This is a genomic window from Nocardia sp. CC213A, from assembly GCF_030766805.1.
GTDB lineage: Bacteria > Actinomycetota > Actinomycetes > Mycobacteriales > Mycobacteriaceae > Nocardia > Nocardia otitidiscaviarum.
In genome coordinates, this window is the sequence record NZ_JASFXA010000004.1 from 355,403 (window position 1) to 375,855 (window position 20,453).

Annotated in this window: 18 protein-coding genes; 5 read left to right on the top strand and 13 right to left on the bottom strand. The window is 69.5% G+C overall.

Annotated features, from left to right (window positions below; all coding sequences use genetic code 11):
• The first annotated feature begins 191 nt into the window (after positions 1–191).
• Positions 192–503, top strand: coding sequence for a hypothetical protein (locus QJS31_RS10115; protein WP_143982774.1), 312 nt, complete (start codon positions 192–194; stop codon positions 501–503).
• An 8-nt stretch (positions 504–511) separates the two neighbouring features.
• A complete protein-coding gene (locus QJS31_RS10120) occupies positions 512–1,015 on the top strand; it encodes a YbaB/EbfC family nucleoid-associated protein (RefSeq protein ID WP_085996344.1) in 504 nt (167 codons plus the stop codon).
• Between the two features lie 223 nt (positions 1,016–1,238).
• On the opposite strand, the gene QJS31_RS10125 is transcribed toward QJS31_RS10120, so the two are convergent.
• Positions 1,239–1,793, bottom strand: a complete 555-nt coding sequence (locus tag QJS31_RS10125) for a hypothetical protein (RefSeq protein WP_306356515.1) — start codon at positions 1,791–1,793, stop codon at positions 1,239–1,241.
• Positions 1,794–1,831: 38 nt separating this feature from the next.
• On the bottom strand, positions 1,832–2,503 hold the full coding sequence (locus QJS31_RS10130) for a hypothetical protein (protein WP_282776014.1): 672 nt from the start codon (positions 2,501–2,503) through the stop codon (positions 1,832–1,834).
• 112 nt (positions 2,504–2,615) lie between these two features.
• Here QJS31_RS10130 and QJS31_RS10135 point away from each other — a divergent pair, with 112 nt between their 5' ends.
• The 3 genes from QJS31_RS10135 to QJS31_RS10145 are packed head-to-tail and all read left to right on the top strand — an operon-like array spanning position 2,616 to position 10,332.
• Positions 2,616–8,834 carry a hypothetical protein gene (locus tag QJS31_RS10135; RefSeq protein ID WP_306356516.1) on the top strand — a complete coding sequence of 2,073 codons (6,219 nt, stop codon included), beginning with the start codon at positions 2,616–2,618 and terminating at the stop codon, positions 8,832–8,834.
• Positions 8,831–9,958 (top strand): hypothetical protein, encoded by a 1,128-nt coding sequence (locus tag QJS31_RS10140; protein ID WP_306356517.1) that lies wholly within the window; start codon positions 8,831–8,833, stop codon positions 9,956–9,958. Before QJS31_RS10135 ends, QJS31_RS10140 begins: the two co-directional genes overlap by 4 nt.
• Entirely contained in the window at positions 9,955–10,332 is a 378-nt protein-coding gene (locus tag QJS31_RS10145; RefSeq protein WP_306356518.1) for a hypothetical protein, read from the top strand. Before QJS31_RS10140 ends, QJS31_RS10145 begins: the two co-directional genes overlap by 4 nt.
• A gap of 92 nt (positions 10,333–10,424) precedes the next feature.
• Here QJS31_RS10145 and QJS31_RS10150 read toward each other — a convergent pair whose 3' ends face one another.
• The 11 genes from QJS31_RS10150 to QJS31_RS10200 form a co-directional block, all read right to left on the bottom strand.
• Positions 10,425–10,754, bottom strand: a complete 330-nt coding sequence (locus tag QJS31_RS10150) for a PE family protein (RefSeq protein WP_195119930.1) — start codon at positions 10,752–10,754, stop codon at positions 10,425–10,427.
• 30 nt (positions 10,755–10,784) lie between these two features.
• Positions 10,785–12,038: a hypothetical protein gene (locus QJS31_RS10155; protein ID WP_306356519.1), complete on the bottom strand. Its 1,254-nt coding sequence runs from the start codon at positions 12,036–12,038 to the stop codon at positions 10,785–10,787.
• Positions 12,035–12,352 (bottom strand): type VII secretion target, encoded by a 318-nt coding sequence (locus tag QJS31_RS10160; RefSeq protein ID WP_282776002.1) that lies wholly within the window; start codon positions 12,350–12,352, stop codon positions 12,035–12,037. The genes QJS31_RS10155 and QJS31_RS10160 overlap by 4 nt, the downstream gene beginning before the upstream one ends.
• 117 nt (positions 12,353–12,469) lie before the next feature.
• Positions 12,470–12,775, bottom strand: a complete 306-nt coding sequence (locus QJS31_RS10165; protein WP_029923674.1) for a hypothetical protein — start codon at positions 12,773–12,775, stop codon at positions 12,470–12,472.
• 43 nt (positions 12,776–12,818) lie between these two features.
• Positions 12,819–13,163, bottom strand: coding sequence for a hypothetical protein (locus QJS31_RS10170; protein WP_039809873.1), 345 nt, complete (start codon positions 13,161–13,163; stop codon positions 12,819–12,821).
• 16 nt (positions 13,164–13,179) lie between these two features.
• A complete protein-coding gene (locus QJS31_RS10175) occupies positions 13,180–13,977 on the bottom strand; it encodes an ESX secretion-associated protein EspG (RefSeq protein ID WP_306356520.1) in 798 nt (265 codons plus the stop codon).
• A 4-nt stretch (positions 13,978–13,981) separates the two neighbouring features.
• Positions 13,982–15,802: a hypothetical protein gene (locus tag QJS31_RS10180; protein ID WP_306356521.1), complete on the bottom strand. Its 1,821-nt coding sequence runs from the start codon at positions 15,800–15,802 to the stop codon at positions 13,982–13,984.
• Between the two features lie 249 nt (positions 15,803–16,051).
• A complete protein-coding gene (locus QJS31_RS10185; RefSeq protein ID WP_306356522.1) occupies positions 16,052–16,834 on the bottom strand; it encodes an ESX secretion-associated protein EspG in 783 nt (260 codons plus the stop codon).
• Positions 16,835–16,839: 5 nt separating this feature from the next.
• A complete protein-coding gene (locus tag QJS31_RS10190; RefSeq protein ID WP_306356523.1) occupies positions 16,840–18,651 on the bottom strand; it encodes a hypothetical protein in 1,812 nt (603 codons plus the stop codon).
• A 132-nt stretch (positions 18,652–18,783) separates the two neighbouring features.
• Entirely contained in the window at positions 18,784–20,064 is a 1,281-nt protein-coding gene (locus QJS31_RS10195; protein ID WP_282785943.1) for a hypothetical protein, read from the bottom strand.
• Positions 20,065–20,141: 77 nt separating this feature from the next.
• Positions 20,142–20,420 (bottom strand): hypothetical protein, encoded by a 279-nt coding sequence (locus QJS31_RS10200; RefSeq protein ID WP_306356524.1) that lies wholly within the window; start codon positions 20,418–20,420, stop codon positions 20,142–20,144.
• Between the last annotated feature and the right edge of the window lie 33 nt (positions 20,421–20,453).

A 20,453-nucleotide genomic window follows, 5' to 3' on the forward strand; every position in this document is an offset into this window, starting at 1 on the left:
CCCCGGACCGAGAGTTCCACGCTTCGCACCGCATTCGTCGGATCGCCGCGTTGCCCCGTCCGAGATGTGCCGCTTGGACGTTCGGTGCGTCACCCTCCGTTCATATTGTGGTCACCAACCGGCTGTGGCACAGTCGATCTCACTGTGTTGTCGCGCGCAGCGGACGGCTGCCGGAACCTCGGAGGGGATCCATGGCTGAGCGGGTTGAGGTCGATCCGGACCGGGTCGACGGGGTCGCGGATATCGCGGGGGATATTCGGGATCGGTTGTCCGGGATTGCCGGGCGGGCGCGGGCGGCGGTGTCGGCGGGGCAGGCCGCGTGGGGGGATGACGAGTTCGGGAGCAAGTTCGCGGACGGGGATGAGGGGTTCGTGGCGGGGAGTCGGAATATGGCTACCGGGACGGATAACCTGTCCAGCTCGTTCGGGAATCTGGTGCAGGGGCTCACCGAGGCCGCGCAGAATCTGCGGCTGATGGAACAGCGCAATACCGGCCGGTTCTAGGAGGAGGTGTGTACGGCGAAGGCGATGCGGCGACCCTGCTGGAGGGTTTCTCCGAGCAGATGCGGGCCATCGGGGCGGCGGCGCAGGAGCGAGCCAGGCTCACCGCCGCCGCGACGGCCGGTGGCGGACGGGTCACCGTGACCGTCAATGCCGATGGTGCGGTGATCGCTACCCGATTCGCCGATGATGTCGGCGAGTTGTCGTATGCCGAGATCGCCAAGGCGGTCACGAGTGCGGCGCAGAAGGCGGCGGCGGAGGCGGCGCGCAAGACCGAGGAGTTGATGCGGCCGCTGGCGGATCGGCGGGCCAGGATGCCGAAGCTGTCGGAACTGCTCGAGGAACTGCCCGATCTGGAAGATCAGCGGCCCGCCATCCCCGACGCGTCCATGGCACCGCCGGACGCTCGGGAACGGCTCGACCGGGAAGCCGACGCCCCGACATACGCCGATGCCGAGGAATACGAGGAGTGGCGTTCCCGAGGAAATCCCGGTGCGACCGACCGGTCCTGGTGACGATCACGCGGAACGTCGATCGACGCGGCGGCGGTCGAGCGACCCGCGCAGCGCGCCGCGAGCCACGGCGGGCCGGGCACGATCCAGTGTGAAGTTCAGCTGTAGCTCGACCACCGCTACGTCTCTCGATCCGGCTGCCGCGCATGATCGCCACGGCTGCGTCGCTTGATCGCCGCCCGGCCAGCGGCGGACGAGCGGCGCTCCCGCGTAGAAGGCAGCGACGCTACCAGCGCACCAGCGTCGCGGCGTACTGATCGCGGACGGCCGTCAGCCGTTCGCGGGTGAAGCGCCCGGGCTCCCGGGCGTATACCGCTCGGCCATCCGCGGAGAAGAAGGCCGTCGCGGGCACCCGGTTCTCATTCGGCGGCAGGAATTTCAGCACCTCGTCGACCGCCGCCAGCGCTGTCGCCAGGGTGTGCCGGGCGGTGCGGCGCGCCCGACCGTCCAATCCCGCGCCATCGGCCGGGGCCCGGCGGGCACACATATCCGAGTACCACAGCCACACACCGGGGTCCAGCAGCTGCGAAGGATCCTCCGCACCGAATCGCACCGAATCGGCGGGCGGCGGCAGCACCACGTCGGGCAGCCGGAATTCGTACACCCGATGCGCACCGCACTGTCCGCAGTCGCCGGAATAGCGGCTGGCCAGCACACCGTCCACGGTCACCACCGCGCTGCGGAAGACGCAGCTGCCCGCACCGCATTCCGGGCAGGGTTGCAGATCCAGGAACAGCCGTGCCTCGGCATTGGTCCGCGCCAACGGCAAGACATCCGGCACGGGCACTCCCCTCCTCTGACGACCAGGCACCGGGCAGCCTACTGCGGCTCGTCGCGCAGCTCCGCGTAGCGTGCGCGCTCCTCCGGTCGCAGGTCGGTGATGTACAGCTGTCCCGCGCCGCGGCAGATGGGGCAGACCCGCTGCCGCAGGCACTCCGGGCACGGCTGCTGGTCGCCGTCGGCGCCGGTGATCCAGCCCTGCCCACCGCAGGTCGGGCACCAGCCCAGACCGTCGCATTCATAGCACAGCACATAGCCGGGTGTGACCGTATCCGGTGTGCGGACCGGCTCGGGCGCTTCCGGTGGTTCCGGCGTGTAGAGCGCGACGGCGGGAGTGTGCGCGCTGTACAGCACGCCGGGAGCGTCCGCCCAGACGCGAATCTCGATCGTCATGCCGTCACGGCTGCCCGTGAGCACCATGGCGCCGCGCCCGTCGGAGTCCTCCGGTCCGGAAACGCGCCACGCGGCGGCGGTCAGCAGCTCGCTCGCGCGGTCGAGCACGCTCCCGGGATCCGCCGAGCGCGTCCCACGCACGATCGCCGAGTATCGGTACCCTTCCGGCTCGCGCCAGTCGGCGACCTTGGGTTCGGCGGGCATGAAGAGATCATCGGCCGCCTCGGGGGTCAGCCGGGCGACGAGCTCGGTGAGCTGCGCACGCAGGGCCTGACCCAGGCGGTCGAGCTCCTGTCGCGCTCCCGGAATCTCGCCCATGCCATCTCCTCCGTCGGGAGGCTATCACTAACGGTGTTCATGTTGAGTTCACCTACCCGTTGTGGCACAGTCGATCTCGCCGAGATCAACACGACACCGTCCGAGGATATGTGTGGCACTTCAGTTTCCGTCATGGCTGGAGTGGCTGGAATGGCTGGTCGGAGCGGACTGGCCGCACGGCAACGAAGACCTCATGTGGCAGATGGGCCGCGACTTGCAGGCCGTCGCGGATGAGGTCGACGCCCTCCTGAACGATCTGGACGATCTCGTTCGCGGTGTCGGTGACGCCTACCCCGACGGTACCGGCGGCGACAAGATCCTGGAGTGGCTGAAACCACTGCGCGAGGGCGAGGGATCCGAGGAGCACGGGTCCATCGGGCAACTCGCCGAGCACTACCGTTCGCTCGCCGCGGCCGCCGACGGCATGGGCGACGAACTCCAGGCCGCCAAACTCAGTTTCTACATCGCGGGCGGCTGGCTGCTGGCGGAACTGGCCTGGGCCGCTGCCGCCGGGCCCGCCGCGCCACTGCTGCACGGCACCATCTTCGCCATGGCTCGGATTACGTTCCGCAAGCTCGCGGAACGGCTGGCCCTGCGCATCACGACCACCCTGGGCAGGCACATCACCAAGCCGGTGCTGCAGCGTGTTCTCCCCAAACTGGTCTACGAGATCGGCCAGGAGGCGCTGGTCGAGACCGTGCAGGGCGTCAGCGAAGAGCTGCTGGTGCAGGCCATTCAGAACCAGACCGGCAGTATCGACGGCTACGACTGGAACAAGGTCGGCATCAACGCCCTCGTCTCCGCCTTCGCCGGTGGGGTGGGCGGCGGCGTCGGTTTCGGTGCTGGTCATCTTCTCCCCACCGATATGGGCGGTTGGAAGGGTGCGTTGAACGGCGCTCTCACCGGCGCCACCGCCGGCACGGCCGGGGCCGGGGCCGCGTGGCTGGGTGGCGGCGCCCTCACCGGCAACTGGGATTTCGATCCGCGCTCGCTCACCGGCGGTGCGCTGTCGGGGGCTGGGCCGAGCGCCCTCTACGGGTTCAGCGGAAAGTCCGATTTCTCCGGCGCGCCCCTGGACTCCACCATCGGCGATGGCAGCAGCACCGGGCCGGTCCCCGGCGGCACGACGCCCGGCCCGACCGGTACCGACCCGACCACCAGCCCGACCGGCACCGACACGACGCCCGGCCCGACCGGCACCGACACGACGCCCGGCCCGACCGGCACCGACACGACGACCAGCCCGACCGGCACCGACGGCGAGCCCGGCACCACCGGCGGCACTACGCCGAACGTGGGGGCGAACTCCGGTAGCACCACATCGGGCGACGGTCCATCCCTGCGCCCGGCCGGGTCGAGTGAGAACGCCCCTACCGGCACCGATTCCGCATCCCGGTCCGGCCGTGATCAGACCTCGAGTTCGGGGGGCGAATCCCCCGGCGGTGGGCAGACCGGGCGATCGATCTCGGAGGCCGACGCGGATGCGGGCGGGCGGTCCGACCGCGCCGATTCGGAATCCTCGGACGACGGCACGCGGGCCGGGGACAAGTCCGCCGGCGAGCCGGGCGGATCGGACTCCGATTCGTCCTCGAATCGCGACGAATCGGACCGTCGCGAGGACTCGCAGCGCGGCGAGACCGACTCGGATCATGCGACGAGTGAACAGGACTCGACTCGCGACGGAACCGAGCCCTCGGGCGCTTCCGACGACCCCCATTCGAACTCGGATACCTCGGACAATTCGAAATCGCAGCCCGGCCAGCGCTCCGCCATCGACGCGCCCGCGACGAATGCGGGATCCACGTCCCCGACGGCCGACACGGGGGCGGCATCGACAGCACCCGTCGGCGCGGGTCCGGCCGCACCCCTCGGTGGCGCACCGACCGGTCTTGCCGGAAGCGCGTCGGGCACCTCCGGCACCACCGCGTCGGCACCGACGTCGACCACCGCATCCACATCCTCCCCGTCCGGTAGCGGCGCGCGCGGTGCGGACTCGACCGGCGCGAGCCGCGTCACCCCAGCGAACGCGGGTCCGACCACACCCCCGGGCACGACCCCGACTACACCGCCGAGCGCCAGCCCGACCGCACTGCCGGGCATGACCCCGGGCGTCAGTCCGACGACATCCCCGGGCACGACGTCGCCCACACCTTCCGACGCGAACCCGACCGCACCCTCGGATGCCGCGTCGCCCACACCCTCCCACGCGAGCCCGACCACACCCTCGGATGCCACGTCGACCGCACCCTCCGACGCGAGCCCGACCACACCCTCGGATGCCACGTCGCCCACACCCTCCCACGCGAACCCGACCACACCCTCGGATGCCACGTCGACCGCACCCTCCGACGCGACGTCGGCCACACTCCCGGACAACGGCCCGACCGCGCCTCCGTTGGACGGAGGTAGCAGTGCGCCAAGCCAATTCGCACCGGCGACAGCCGATGCCGATCGGCCGTCGGCGGGTGTGGAGACCCGTGCGGGCGCGGATCGCGGCCCGTACCCGGGCACCACCGGACCGATGCAGGCTAGCCGCACCGGGGTCGAACCACCCGGCACGCTCGCGTCCGCCGATACCACCGTCGATCGCGAGCAGAGCTCACCGGATACCTCTGTCGACACCGCAGCGGTGGTGCCGATCGCGACGCCGATCCCCGGACCGAGCGGCTCCGACGCCACGCCGCAGGGCACCCGCGGCCCGAACCGCTCACCGGAGCACGGCACCGCGAGCCGGGTCGGCGACTTCGACGGCAGCGCACGCCCCGAGGGCCAGCCCGACCTGACGCCCGAGCGCCTGTCCGGGGAGATCGGCAACAATCTGGGCCTGATCACGCCCGAGGGCGTGGCGTGGAACCGGGACCAGGGCCGCCACTTCGTGCTGCCCGACGGCCGGACCGTGACGGTCGCCGTCGGCCCCACCACCGACGGCGCGGTCGCGGAATTCACCTCGCGTCCCGATGATTCGGGCTACGAGGTGCACGTCTCGCTGCGGACACGCGATCAGGACGTCGTCCGGGCGGTCGCCCACGAGCTGGCCGAGATCCGGCTGTCGCAGGATCCGGTGATCGACATCGACCCGATCGCCGATCGCCCGTCCCAGCAGACGCCGCACCTCGACGGCCGCTTCGCGGAGCTGCGGGTGCTCACCGCGCAGATCGACCGCGCGACCTTCGATCCCGCGCGGTCGCGCGAACTCCCGGGGCTGCGAACCGATCTGAACGATCTGGTGAACCAGCTCGGCTTCCACCATCCGGAGCACGCCGGCACCGTGCGGCGGCACCTGACCGACCGGCATCCCGAACTCGCGCGGCGCATCGACCTCGAATTGCGCGACGTGCTCGGCGCACGACCGACCATCGACCAGAACCTGCCGAATACCGACCTCGACCCGACAGCACACCTCGACCGCCTCCGGCACCTGCTGGGCGGCGACTTCGTCGACGATGTCGTGCGGGCGGAGCAGCGCGCGCTCGACGGGCGCATGCGCGAGGAACTCGCGCGGCGCGTCTTCGACCCCATCTTCAACGATCCCGCCGCCGCACCCGCGCGCAAGACCGTGAAGACGCCGGAGCTGTTGAGGGCACTCGATCCGATCAACGAGGCGATCAACAATCCGACCCTCAGCGGTCCGGATCGAGCCCAGGCCGTGCACCGGGCCATCGACGAATTCCACAACTCCATGCCCGACACCTTCCGCGACGCCCTCGGTCCGGCGGCGTTCCACCGCATGCACGAGGCCGCGGACGCCTTCGGGATCGGTCCGAGCCGCATCACCGGCGTCCTCGATCCGGCCACGGGCGCGCTCACCGTCGACGGTGAGCAGACCACGCTCGGCGACCTCCTCCGGCAGGTCGACCGGGCCAATCGCGGCGCCACCGAGAACGGGCTGAACCTCGAGTTCGCCGTGATCGTGCACGATCCGGCCGACGGCGCCGCCGCGGTCGAGATCCTGTCACGGCCGCGACCGCAACATCGGCTTCCCTTGGCGCAGAACGTATTCGGTCCGGACAACCAGCCGCTTCCGCATCAGCCGCGGCCGTCCGTGCCCGCGGCGGTCGCCGGTGCGCACACCATCGACGTCGGTGTCGGCCGCAGCGCCTTCGCCGTCGAGATGACGCCGGTGGGCGACCGATCCGGTGCCGGACTGGTCATCAAGACCGAACTCGCCTCCGATTTCGCCGTGGCCGGGCAGCGCCGCCGCAATCTCGGCATTCTCGACCCGGGACCGCTCACCGAACCGGGGACCGTCATGGTGTTCGGTGACCTGTTGTTCAGCGGCCACGTACTCGGCGACGGCACCACCGGCGACGTGGCACGGATCTACATCAACAATGTCAGCGCCAAACTGCCCGATGCCGCCTACGACGCGCTGGCCGCCGGACTGGCGAACACACTCGCGCCCGGTGGCAGGATCGAGCTGCAATGGGATATGAAGCCGGAGAAGCCGATCGAGAACGGCGGCCGGCTCGGCGACCGCGGGCACATCGACGGCGACAAACTGTGGGAGGCGATTCAGCGCCGCTACGGCGACACCGGCGGCCCGTTCCAGCTGGCCGAACGCACCGAGTTCCCCCCTCCGGGCAATGACGACTACGACTACACCATCGACGCCGGAGCCAGCAATACGCTCGACGCCGGAAAGATGGCGCAGTTCGTGCCGCCGCGCCCCGACCACCGCATGGCGATCGTCTATCACCCCGATGGCACGCAGGCGACGGAATCGGTTGCCGACCAAGCGAATTCGCAAGACATCCGATCCACCGACGCGGATGCGATGCCCGCCGCCACGCGCTACGCCGAGCCGACTCCCGCCGGTGTCTCGCACCATCGCGGTGATCCGGTCCTCGGCGACCTGCCCCACCGGGTGCCGCCGGATCCGAATCGCTTCACCGCCGACGTCCACATCACCCCGGACGGGCACGCGCGCATCGGCGACGACCGCTACGCACCCGCACAGTACGGCGATCTGCTCCGCCGAACCGGTTGGGACGGAAGCACTCCCATCCGCCTCATCGGCTGCGACGCCGGTTCGAACACCTTCGCCACCCGACTGGCCGAGCATCTGGGTGTGGACGTGCTCGCGCCCACGGCACCGGCCTGGACCGACTCCGCGGGCCGCGTCTACACCGCCACTGCCGAGATCGGTCCGGACGGCAACCGGCGGCCCCGCATCCCACCGGACGGGCTATGGCAGACCCATCATCCGGACGGCACCACGACACCCGCCACCGCGGACGGTTTCGCACCCGGTACCCGACCGGAGGACCCCCGCGGCCTCGACCCCGACCAGGCGCGCGACCGCGCCCGCGATATCCCGGACACGACGCAGCGGCGCGAGGACTTCCGCGAATTGCGGGACGAGAACCGGGAGCGACGCCTCGAAGGCTTCGGATCCGTCCAGGAACTGACCCAGCGGAACCCCACCGTGGACGAGGTCCGCCGCCCCCTGGACCGCACCCTCACCACCGCTCGCTACCGTGACGCCGAAACCGGCACCGCCACCGATTTCTTCAACTACAGCGGCGTGACCCACGACTGGGCTCCCGCGTCGGACGCACCGCCCCGACCGCCCAAGGGCCAGCGCGTCTTCGAGACCTTCCACGCCACCTCCTACGATCCGGAAACCGGCGTGCCGCGCCCGGGCGAGGGCACCGACCGCGCCAACGACTCCGAACCGAAACTGTTCGAGGACCTGCTGCGGCACCAGTTGGAGCAGTACAGCGGCCTGCCCCGCGAGGATGTCGAGCGAGTGCTGAACGAGGCCGTCCAGGCGGTGGACACGGCCGCCAAGGCCGAATACGCCGAGGTGCGGAAGACGTGGCTGGAGATCAACCGGTTCCTCGTCGAGGACAACCGCGAGGCGGCCCGGGAAGCCGCCGCCAACGGCACCCCCTACACACCCCGGACCATCCGGGACGCCACGGTGCACGAGTTGGTGAACGACACCGATCTGCCCTGGGAGCTGGTGGACCAGGTCGTTCAGGACGCGCAGGAGGTGCACAAGTCGGCCGTTCCCGATATGCGGCCGGGCCGTGCGGCCGAGGAGCAGCGCACCCGACTGCGCATCGAGCTGGCCATCGACGAGCTCAATGCCCGCGCCGGGGCCGCGGCCACTCGGGAGGGCCGGGCCCATACCCCGTTCACCGCCGCGGATATCACCGGTGACCTGCGACTGGTCATCGACCTGCCGTCCGCTCGGACGCACGATATGCCCGAGCGGTTCCAGATCTGCTTTTCGTGCACCAACCTGCTCGAGGTGTATCAGCGCATGTTCCCCAATATCCGGTTGGAGGCGGTCAACCTCGCGCTCGATAGGTTGTATCCGTTATGACTCGATCACAGCAGGCAGCGCGCGAGCGGATCCGGTCCGCCTTCGAGGAGGTGCTCGCGCAGGGATTGCGTCGGGATTCGGTGCGGGGCGCCACCGCGGCGGAGATCACGCGATACGCCGACCGGCAGCAGGTCGCGCACGTTCCCGACGCCGTGCACGAGGTGTTCCAGCTGATCGGCGGCGAGCCTGGATTATGGTTCGACGGAACCGATTTCGGCGTCGAGAGCGGTATCGACGACATGGTGAAGCGCGGTGTCGTCGGCCAGCTCCTCGACCGGACCGAGCAGCAGATGCGCGACCCGGCGGGCATGTTGGTGTTGTCGGCGCATCAGGGCTATCTGTTCCACGGGATCGACGGGGCGGACCTGGCATTGGACGACCCGCCGGTCTGGGAGATCGGCGAGGGCCGGGCGGTGCGCCGCTGGGACTCGACCACCGCGTGGTTCACCGAGATGGAGCCGCTCGTCGAAAGCCGGCGCCGGGAGCTGGAACGGTACGACCGCGAGGGGCGGCCGCGCCCGTCCTGGGCCCGGTTCATCCTGCCGCGCACCGCCGGCACACCCCCGGACCTGGATCCGGACCCCCGGATCGGCGAAATCGTCGAGCGGGTCTTCGCGGCGGGACTGCGCCGGAATTCGGTCGTCGGCGCATCCGACGCGGCGATCGACCGCTTCGCCGCCGCACAGAGCGTGGAACGGGTGCCGACCGCGGTGCGCGCGATGCTGCGGCTGCTCGGGGAACGCCCCGGATTCTGGCTGCACCCCATGACTTTCGGCGTCCACGGTATCGACGGACCGTTGAAACGCCATGTGCTCGAGGTGGTGGGCGGTATGGACCATGGGCTGCGCGATGCCGCCGGAATGCTCGTCCTGGCCGCGTATCCGGGTCAGACATACCACGTCGTCGACGGTGTCGATCTCGTCGACGAGGACCCACCGGTCTGGGAGATCGGCGAGGGTGAGCGGACCCGCCGGGTCCGTGCGATGTGGGGCAGCACCACCGGCTGGCTCGACGCCATGGCACCCGATGTGCCGCGCGCACGGCGCACGGTGCGCCGCGCGGTGGAGCAGAGACGTCCGCTGCCCGAATGGGCGCGGTTCATCGAGGAGGCAACGGACCGATGAGTCGGCAATCCAGCCCCCGCCTGGCGCGGGTGTACGACGGGCGCGACGGCGACGGCCGCCCGCACGCCGATCGGGTGGCGGTGGACCCCGGCGTCTTGGACGCCGTCCTCACCTATCTGGAGGCGGCTCCCGTGGTGCTGGCCGCGCGCGGCTTCGACGTGGACGAGTTCGCGCCGCGAGAACGCGACGTGCCGTTGAACTTCCGTACCGACGGCGAATGGGTCTGGGCCGGATCGGTTCCGCACTATCTGCGCAAATACGGGCTGCCACCGGAGCCGGACCTGCTGGCGCATATTGCGGACCGCGGATTCCGGATCGGCGAGGTGGCCGAGGCCGCCAAGGACCGCGCGGTGGAACTCGTCATCGGCGGGTGAGCGGCGGCCCGATCGACCGAGCGCACTCCCGCCGGTCGATGGGGGGTGCGCTCGGTCGACGGCGAACCGTCCGGATTCGACACCGGCCGGATTCAGCCCAGCGTCGAGATGGCGGAGAAGTCGGCGACGGAGTCGGCCTCCACCCGGGTGAAGGTGCTCACCTGATCGCGCAAGGCCGCGGCCAGTTTGCGCAGTTCCACGATGCCGAGGTCGGACTGGGTGGTGAAGGATGCGCCGACCGCGGTCAGGGTGTTGGCCGCCTGCACGGAGACCTCGTCGGCTCCGGCCGCCGCCACCGGCAGCACCGGAGCTTCCGCGCGCACAGCGGCCTCCAGGTTGTCCGCCAGCGTGTCCAGGGCAGCCGCCGCGGACAGTGCCGTGTCCTTGTCGAAACGTACAGCGCCCAAGTTGAATTCGCTCATTGTCCCTCCCTTCGACGGCATCCTACAGGGTCAGCGTTCGACGTGCGGAGTCTGCGTCCCCACCGCGCCGACCACCGGGGTCGCGGTGTTGCCCATATCACCCACCACGGCGTCACCGTGTTCGGAGGTGACCAGCTGGGTGCGTACCTCGTGATCGCCGGAGTCGGCGTCACCGGCCCGCGCGGCGAGTCCGGCGCCCGCACCCATCGGCACCATGCCCGTACCGCCCGTTCCCACCGTGCGGGTGGCCGGGGTGGTCGATTCGGTCACGGCGGCGGGCGCGCTGGGGGTCGTACCGGCGGCGGCGCGGGCCCCGGACCACTGGCTCAGCTGCGTTCCCGCGCCCGCTGCGCCGAGTCCGGCCACCGCCCCGACGGGTCCGCCCATGGCCTCCGGGGTGGCGAGACCGACGGGCTCCGTCTCGGTGGTCCGCAGCTCGTCCTCGGGCTGCGTCGTGGGCTGGCTGATGTCGTGCAACTGCTTGACCGTCTGCGCACCGGTCGTGGCCATCCCCATCAACGGCTGCACCAATCCGAGCAGCTGCGATACATGCTGCATCGGATCCACGCCCTGCGGGGCGTTGGTGACCTTCACCTTCTCACCCGCCGCGGTCATGGAGGCGCTGTGCCCGGTCAGCTCGGCCCTGGTCTTGGCGACCACGGCCGTCGCCTCCGCGGCCGTCTCGGTGGTCAGTGTCAGCACGAAGATCTGGCCCGGAGGTGTCACCAGGAAGGGCGCCGACGCCGCCAGCGCGGTGATGTACTTCGTGATGATGGCCGCCATGCTGGCCGCGCCGGTCGCGACCGTGCCCGCCGCACCGGCCAGCACGGTCTTCTGCTGCGCACCCTGTACCTGGAGTTCGGCCGCGTCCGAGGCAGCCGCTGTCCCCTTCTCGGCGGCGCCGGCCGCGCCGGCACCCTGCCACAGCGAAGACGCCAGCTGCATGATGCTGGTGGCGAGCGTCATCGCCTGCTGCAGGGCACTGGCGACCCCGGACAGCGCCTGTATCGGATCCTGTCCGCCGGTGTCGCCGAGCTGGCCGGTACCGAAGCTGGAAGCCAGATCGGTGAGCGGCCGAGTGAGCGCGGCCAGGTCGATCAGCGGCAGCGGGGGCAGTTCGGGCAGCGGCGGGGCCGGTGGCAGGTCGGGCAGCTGCGGCAGGCCCATATCCTGCAGGATCGAGTTGACCGGCCGGTCCAACAGCGGCCCGAGGGCCGTGCCGCGCAGCGCGTCCAACACGGTGGGGTCCAGCGGTCCCGGCGCGGAGGTCGGGACCGGGTTCATAGCTGCGCGCTGAGGTTGAGGAAATCGGTGCCGGACGCGGCGTCGACCGCCTCGTAGGTCCCGGCGGCCTCGTACGCGGCCACCGCGGTACCGGCGTGCACGGCCGCGAGCTCCGCGGCGGAGGAGAAGTGATTGGCCTGCGCATAGGCGAAAGCCGCCAGGAAATCCTGGCCGATCAAGCCGAAGACGGGCACGATCGCGGCAATGGTGGCGGCTTGGTCGGTGCTGGCGGCGCCGAGCACCGCACCGGCCATGGCGGCAGAAGCATCCCCGTAGCCGCGGATCGCGTCGGGCGTTGCAATGAGATTGCTCATAATGCTCCCGTCAACAAGTTACGTTCGAAATGTAGTCTACGAGAATAAGATTCGCCAGTTCGAGGTAATCTTCAACGAACTTCCGGCGAGCATGGTTAACAGCTGGCGGCCTAATGGTTATTTCCCGGTGGCCATTTCATCGTTGAAGTCCACCACCAGTCGCGACCGTTCCGCGAAGACCCGCCCCGCCGCCGTGGCGCAGGTATCCACCAGGACGCGCTCGAACTCCTCCGGCGACATCCGAGATACCGGGGTGCCGAGTTCCAGGTCGACCAATCCGCCGTTGCCGTCGACCTCGACGGTGATCGCGCCGTCCGGTGAGGTTTCCCGCATCCGCACCGCGACCATGGCGTCCTGCAAATCCAACAGCCGGTTCAGCTGGCCGTTCACCCGCGCCTGCAGCTCGTCCATCGACTCGATCACGCGAATCCCCTCTCATTCCCTGCCTTCTGGTGTATCGCGGAGATCAGACCGGGCGCAACCAACTATCCGGTTCGTCTTCGTAGTCCTGCTCGTCGGCGTACTCCTGGCGCGCCACCTCCTCGGCGGTGGGCAGCCTGGTCAGCGCCAGGTGTTCCGGGGCGAGCCCGGCGGCGCGCAAATGTTCGCGCCGTTCCATACCGGCGCGGCTGGCCGCCTGGCGGCACAGCAGTACGATCTCGCGGGCCAACGGCCCCAGATCGCCACGCAGTCGGTCGCGGTCCACCTCGATGCCGAGCGGCAGGCCCTGTTCGGTGGTGGTGACCACCACCGAACCCGTCCGGGACGACGCCGTGAACTCGGTCGGGAAGGGTTCGGGGTCGTATCCCATTGGCTGGTCCAGCCTTTCACACGTGTTCGTCTTCGAGTACCAGCATGACCTCGGCCATCCGGTTGTGCAGGGTGGCCGTCAGTCGACCGCGGTCGGCGGCGACGGCTACTCGCGGGTACTCGTCGATGATCACATATCGGCCGTCGTCGGTCAGGTCTCGCCATTCCAGCCGGTATCTGGCGAGGCCACGCGGGCCGAAACGGGAGCGCCCCTGCACCACGTCGATGGTGCCCACGGAGGACGCGGGCGCCGCCATAAAATCGGCGGCACGGTCCACGACCGATCCGTCCATGGTTTCGTGTGCCGGCGAAAGACCGAAACCGTAGTCCACCTCGGCGGAGTCGTCCCGTCCGGCCAGCACGATCTCCCGGCCTCGCCCGGCGCCGACATCCGGCAGCGCCGCGACCACGCGTTCGGCCAGTTCGTTCGCGTAGAACTCGGCGATCGTGAATCCGCTGCTGTGCCGGACCGTTTCACCGGGGAGCTGCGTCACCAGATAGGCGAGATCACCACACCGCGCGCCGAGGATGCGGATACTGCCGTGCGGATCGTGCGGATCGCACCCGTTCTGTCCGAACACCGCGATGCGGAGATCGGGGGCGTGCACGGCCCGGAGCACCTCGTCGACGGCACGATCTCGATCCCGCAGGGTGTCGCGGGTGCGGGCCAGGTTCTCCAGATGCTCGCTCCACCATTCGGTGCGGCTGGCGAATACCAGTGGCCAGGGCAGGAATTCCGCACCGAGGTCCTCCCAGAGCACCAACAACTCCAGATCGGTGAGAGTCCAGGTGCGCAACGCCGATTCCGTTTCCACCGATTCACCCCTCCACGACGGGCTTCGCCACGATCGGCGGTTCACCGATGGCGTCGGCGAGATGCTCATCGGAATCGAGGAAGTCCGGGCGTTTGTGCTCCTTGCCCTGATTCTGAGCACCCGCACCCGGAGCGCCCGCGGGTCCCATCGGACCGCTCATGGGCATGCCCGCGCCGGTGGCGAGACCGGCCCTGACGGTACCGACAGCATCGACGGACAAGGCGGCGCGGGGAAAGAGCTTCGAGGCGGGACTGTTTGCGCTGAGCTGAGTCTGCGGACCGCCGCCGCCCGGTGCGCCGCCGCCCCCTTTCGGTCCACCGGCGCCCACCTTCTTGGCGAGGTCGTTGAGCGCGGCGGGCATTCCCGCCAACGGTGCGTTCGCCAACTGGTTCCGCACATCGTTCTGCGCCTGCTGGGCCAATGCCTGCTGGGCCTGTTCCGCGGCCTGCTGCGCCGATTGCAGCCCCTGGTCCACGGCGCTCTGCAACTGCTGCGCGACTTGCTGACCCTGCTGTCCGCCGGTCCGCGAGTCGGACTGGGACCCTCGCGGATCCCGATTCGCGTCCGGGGAGGGCGTATTCGGACGGGGCGATCCGTTCTCCGCGTCCGGGGGCAATCCCGCCTGCCGCGCGGCGGCCAGTTGACGCTGAAGGTCGGCGCTCAGGCCACGGTCACCGCCACCCGTACCGCCGCCACCCGTACCGCCGCCACCCGTACCGCCGCCACCCGTACCGCCGCCACCCGTAGCGCCTCCGGTGCCGCCTCCGTTGTTGTTGCCGCCGTTGTTGTTACCGCCTGGATCCAGCGACGGCGGCGGGGCGGTCGGATCGGCCAGTTTCGGGATGGCGAGACTTGATGCGGTGAGGCCCGGGATGTAGTACCGCTTCCAGCCCTGGATCGCGGACTGCACCAGCGACTCCTGAATCTCGGGGCTGTACTGCGCCACATTCCGCGGCAGCGATTGCTGTGTCCCCCACAGCCATTCGGCCGCGTACAGCAGATTCCGCGAGATCGAGCGCATATCCGTGGTGAGGTCGTTGGCCTGCGCCTTGAAGCGTTTGGCCGCGGCGATGGCCGCGGCCGCGCCCTGACCGGACCACTGCTCGTCCTGCTCGATTCGTTCCAGCCTGCCGGTGAGATTGTCGAAATCCTCATCGATGCGGTCGGCGATCCACCGCCAGTCACCGCTGCTGTTGGCCACCTTCTGCGGATCCATGCCCTCCCGAGCGGTCTGGAACCAGTGGCCGGTATGGCCGTTCGGGTCCTCGGGGTCGATCGGGTCGGCGTAACGATCATCGAAGTGCAGGTTCGGGTCGTCCGCACCGGTGCCGACCGCCTTGACGTCGCTGTAGTTCGAGGACAGGATCTCCGCTGCCGTCTTCCGCCCGTCCGGCATCGGCACCTCGATCTGGCCGTAGCGAGGGCTGGGACCCAGCATGGATCTGTCCCGCTCCGCGGCGGCTGGACCGAGCCCGTCGAACGCCGCCTTGGAGTCGGTCTCGGCGTCGTCGTACAGCTTCCCCGCGATCATGAGCGTTTCGCCCATGGCGGTGACCAGGTCGATGAACTTGCCGAGCGATTCCTCGAGCCGACGGCCCTGCGCATCGAAACGGGAGGCGAGGGCGAGCGCCTTCTGCAAATGGTTGTTGTCGCTGAAGCCCTTGTGCTCCTTGACGAAGGACACGTACGTACCGACCGAGGTCAGCGAATACACCGAGTCGGCCGCGAAATTGGCCGCCTCCCGCGCCGCGGTCTCGGTGATGCGCAGCTGCCCCTGCCGCGCCTGCTGCGCCAGACCGGACCATGGATTGTCGCCTTCGGCCACCGTATCGCTCCTCCCTCACCCGAAGCCGCTGTGGCGCAGCGTGAGCGCGCCCGACTCGCCTACCCCTGCCGGAACCGCGCCGCTGCGATACCCATGAAGTGAACAACAAGTGTACGCAGTACGACGTCGAGGCACCGGACCACCGAACATAGCGCGGAGCGCCGCGGGCGCGCACGGTGCAGCGGCGAGGCGCGCCCCGGCGGGTGAGAGGTCCGTCGACTTCGAGAACGAGGAGCGTGGAGCGTCCGGTCAGACCCGCTCGTCGTCGAGGACGAAAGCCACCTCGGCGATTCGGGTCTCGATGGCGGTGAGCATGCGCTGCCGGTCGGCGGCCACCGCCATGGGCGGATTCTCGTCGGTGATCAGGTAGCGGCCGTCGTCGACGAGGTCACGCCAGCCGAGTCGATACCGCGCGATACCGCGGGGGCCGTAGGCGGAATAGCCCTGTGCCACGGTGATGGTGCCGGTGCCGGCCGCGGGCGCGGCGAGAAATTCGGCGGCACGGTCGATCGCCGAACCGTGGTAGGTCTCATGGGCCGGAGACAATCCGAACCCGTAGTCGGTCTGATCGCGGCTCTCCCGCTGCGCCAGCACCAGGTCGCGGCCGCGGCCCGCGCCGATGTCCGGAAGCGCGGCGACCACCTCCCGCGCGAGCTCCTCCGCATAGAACTCCACGATAGTGAATCCCGCCGCCTGCCCCGGGGTTTCACCGGGTCGCTGAGTGACGAGATAGCCGAGGTCGCCGCAGCGGGCGCCGAAACACCGGATGGCTCCGGCCGAACCGGGCATGGCACCGCCGTCCCGGCCGCGCACCTCGACGCGGATGTCGGGCGTGCGCAGCGCGGCCACCACCCGATCGAGGGCTGGATCGCGGTCGCGCAACTCCTCCCGGGCCCGCACCTTCTCGGCCAGATGTTCGTCCCACCATTCGGCACCGGTGGCGAACATCAGGGGCGCGGGCAGATACTCCGCATTCGTGTCCTCCCACAGGACCAGCAGCTCCATGCCGCCGAGATTCCAGGTCCGGTGCACCGGTATCAGTCCTCCACCACGGGTTTCGCCACGATCGGCGGCGCGCCGATGGCCTCCTCCAGGTACTCCTCCGATTCGAGCCATTCCGGCCGCTTGCGCTCCTTGCCGCCCTGGTTCTGCGCTCCCGCACCGCCCGCGCCCGCCGGACCCATGGGGCCCATCATGGGCGAGCCCGCCCCCGGTGCCGCGCCGGCGCGGAAGCTGCCCGCCGCCTCGGCGGCCAGGGCGGCGCGCGGGAACAGCTTCGACGACGCCGAGTCCCGGGCGAGGCTGGTCTGCGGTCCGCCGCCACCGGGTGCGCCGCCACCGCCCTTCGGCCCGCCGCCACCGGCTTTCTTGGCAATGTCGTTGAGCGCGGCGGGCAATCCCGACAACGGCGTGTTCGCCATCCGGTCGGCCAGATCGGACTGTTGTGCCTGGGACAGCGCCTGCTGGGCGGCCTGCTGGGCCGATTGCAGCCCCTGTTGCATGGCGCTCTGCAACTGCTGCAGGGCCTGCTGGCCGTCCTGACCGGTGGACTGCTGACCGGTCGGCTGCTGACCGTAGCGCGAATCCGGCGTGGTCCGATTCGCGTTCTGGTACCGCGCGTCCGCAGCCGTAGTGGTCGAACCGGTGTCCCTGCCCGCCTGCTGCGACAGGGCGGCCATCTGGCTCTGGAATCCCGGACTCAGTCCGCCGCCACTGTTTCCACCGCCGCCGCCACCGCTACCACCGCCACCGTTGCCACCGCCACCGTTGCCACCGCCACCGTTGTTGCCGCCGCCGGAGTTGTCACCGCCGTTGTTGCCACGGTCGCCCGGATCCTCCAGGCCGGCGGTCGGATCGGTCGGGTCGGTCAGTTTCGGAATGGCCGCGCTGGAGTTGCGCATTCCGGTGACGTACCAGTTCTCGAACGCCTGGGCATATCCGAGTTTGACCGAGTCGTAGTCCTCGTGGTTGTTGTCCCACTCCGACTCCCAGCGTTCGGGCATGCTGTCGCGGGTATAGCGCAGCCAGCCCGCGATGTAGAGCAGGTTGTCCGCCATGACACGCAGATCCGCGGAGAAGTCGTTCGCCTGCGCCTGAAACAGCCTGGCGGCGTTGATGACGCCGTTGGCGCCGTCACCGGTCCACGATTCGTCCTGCTCCATTCGGGCCAGCCGACCCGTGAGATTCTCGAAATCGCCACTGATGCGATCGGCGAACCATCCCCATTCCCCGGAGCAGCACGAAACGGCGGACGTGCTGATGCCCTCGCGTACCTTGACGAACCACGCACCGTCGTGCAGGTGGTTGTACGGGTTCTCGGGCGTAATGGCGGCGTGCACGCCTCCGGCAGCGGCGGCCCGATCCTCGAGGTTCTTGAAGTGGTTGTCGTACGCCGTGGCCGCCGTCTGATCGTCGCCCGGCCAGTGGGGAATATCCTCGCCGATGTACCTGGGCCGCTCACTGTTCGGCGAATCCTCCAGGGACTGCCGCTTCAGCCCGTTGAACGCGTCCCCGGAATCCTGCTCGGCATTGTCGTAGAGCTTCCCCGCGATCACCAGGGTCTCGCCCAGCGAATTGACCATATCGAGGTAGATATCGAGGATTTCGGCGAGTCGACCACCCTCGATATTGAAGTTCCCCGCCAGTTGCAGCGCCCGCTGCAAATGCCCGTTATCGCTGAAGCCCGTATGCTCGGTCAGATTCGAGACATAGGACTTCATATCGACGAGTGCGTTCGCCACATCGGCGGCGAATCCCGCGGCCTCCTGCGCCACCCCTTCGGCGACCTGAATCAGCCCGTTGCCCGCCTGCTGTTTGAGCCCAGGCCAAGGATTTACGGTCTCGCCCACTCCCCGCTCCTACATTCACCTCGACCTACGGCATCGAAACGCTAACGGCCGCGAGTGAACGAGCTGTGAATACGATCCGTCGAGACATCGAATTGCCTGTGCCTGTGGCGAATCGATACCACGCGCGGCCCGTTAGCGGGTCGCGACGGTCACCCCGGCCATGGTGAGCTGATAGAGCGCGGAGTCGATATCGAACGAACCGGTGTCACCAAACGTCTCGACCAGATGATCCCGGGTTACCGCAGCCGCCTCCGCGGCCGAGACCAGAGCGGCCACCGACTCGCGTTGCTGCTCGGTCGGCTGCTCGGCGACCAGCCTCGACACCAGATCCACCACGGTCTCGACCGTCCACATGCCCGGCAGCGCGCTGGCGAGTTCGGTCGCGGATGGAGACTCGCCGCGATACCAGTGGCCGTTCTCCCACCAGTAGCAGAAGGACAGCAGACCGTTGGCGGCACGCGGGTTCACGACCGGGTTCGCCACCCACTCCGGTGCTCCGGCATAGAACCGGGGCATGGGTGCGCCCGCGTTGTAGACCGCGTCCAGGGTGGGCGCGTCCCATACGCCGCCGGACAGCACGGCGCGGCCGCCGGGTAGGGCGTACAGGGTGGAGCCGCTGCGTTTGGCGCCTTCGAACCAGGCCAGCGACGGCAATACTCTAGGGCCCCATTGTGATTCCGCTCCCACGAAGGTCGCCGCGATCACTGCCCAGCGGGCCCACATCAGCGGGAAAGGGGGAAAATCGTTGTCGGCCACGGTAGCCGCGACCTCGGCGGCCCGGTCGGCACCGGCCTGCGCGAAAGCCGTACGGGGCGAGCGGGTCTGGCGACCGTCGTGGTGTACATAAGCAGCCAGCCAGACCGGGAGCCGGGTGCGCGGATACTCGGCGAGATCGGCACGGTACGCCGGTGCCGGGAACAGATAGTCGTCGGGGAAGGGCACGTCGCCATAGTCGTAGTCGGCCTCCAGCTTGCCGGAATCGTCCAGCGACACCAGCATTCGCCACCAGGGTCCGTCGCCCAGCCGCGCCGCCAGCCCGCGGTGCTCGCGGATGAGCTCGAGGACCGACTGTGGCGGCTGGACACGGACCGTGCTCTCGTCGGTCGCGAAGAAGACGTGCACCACCTCGGTGGCCACGGTGAGCGCGAAGACGGCGTCCATTCGCCGCCAGCCACGCGGGCCCGCGGCGGCCAGTTCCCGGGCGATGCGGTGGGTGAGTTGCCTTGCCCGCGTGGCGGGATCGACGTCAGGCTCGGGGGCTGCTACCCCGCCGAGGGTGAACCCGATATCCGGCTCATCGACGGGTTCCCCGAGCACCGCCGCGGTCACCGCGGCCTGCTCGGAGCCATCCGATACCCGGCCCTCCCCCGCGAGACCGCTCCCCTCGAGCGCCTCTTCCGCTGGTCTCGTCACGTCGCAGCCATCTCCTCGTCCGGCACCTGTCGGCATTGAACATATGTGGTGGCGCACTCGGCGTCATCCCGGGTGCGCTATGCGCGATCCGGATCGGCCGGCGCGGTCATGTGCGCGATCCGGGCGCGGCGCGCGGCCGCGTTCGAGCCGTCCAGCTGTCCGGCGAAGGCGCGGTGAGCAGTGGCGATCAGGTCGTCGTCGATGCGCGGGTGGGCGCGTGCGATCGCCCACAGCGCACCCTCGGTCTCCATATCGAGACCGGTCGCCGAGCTGACACCGCCGCCCTCGCGAACCGAGGTCAGGGCGGCCTCGAAGTTCCGGCGCAGTTCGTCGTCGGTGGGTGGACCCAGTCGCACGGTGTCTCCTCTCGTTGCGGCCGCCCATCGGGA

Bases quoted from the DNA above. Each gene is read 5' to 3' on its own strand.
- QJS31_RS10155 (WP_306356519.1), bottom strand. From the start codon at position 12,038: ATGAACCCGGTCCCGACCTCCGCGCCGGGACCGCTGGACCCCACCGTG.
- QJS31_RS10145 (WP_306356518.1), top strand. From the start codon at position 9,955: ATGAGTCGGCAATCCAGCCCCCGCCTGGCGCGGGTGTACGACGGGCGC.
- QJS31_RS10170 (WP_039809873.1), bottom strand. From the start codon at position 13,163: ATGGGATACGACCCCGAACCCTTCCCGACCGAGTTCACGGCGTCGTCC.
- QJS31_RS10115 (WP_143982774.1), top strand. From the start codon at position 192: ATGGCTGAGCGGGTTGAGGTCGATCCGGACCGGGTCGACGGGGTCGCG.
- QJS31_RS10160 (WP_282776002.1), bottom strand. From the start codon at position 12,352: ATGAGCAATCTCATTGCAACGCCCGACGCGATCCGCGGCTACGGGGAT.
- QJS31_RS10150 (WP_195119930.1), bottom strand. From the start codon at position 10,754: ATGAGCGAATTCAACTTGGGCGCTGTACGTTTCGACAAGGACACGGCA.
- QJS31_RS10140 (WP_306356517.1), top strand. From the start codon at position 8,831: ATGACTCGATCACAGCAGGCAGCGCGCGAGCGGATCCGGTCCGCCTTC.
- QJS31_RS10130 (WP_282776014.1), bottom strand. From the start codon at position 2,503: ATGGGCGAGATTCCGGGAGCGCGACAGGAGCTCGACCGCCTGGGTCAG.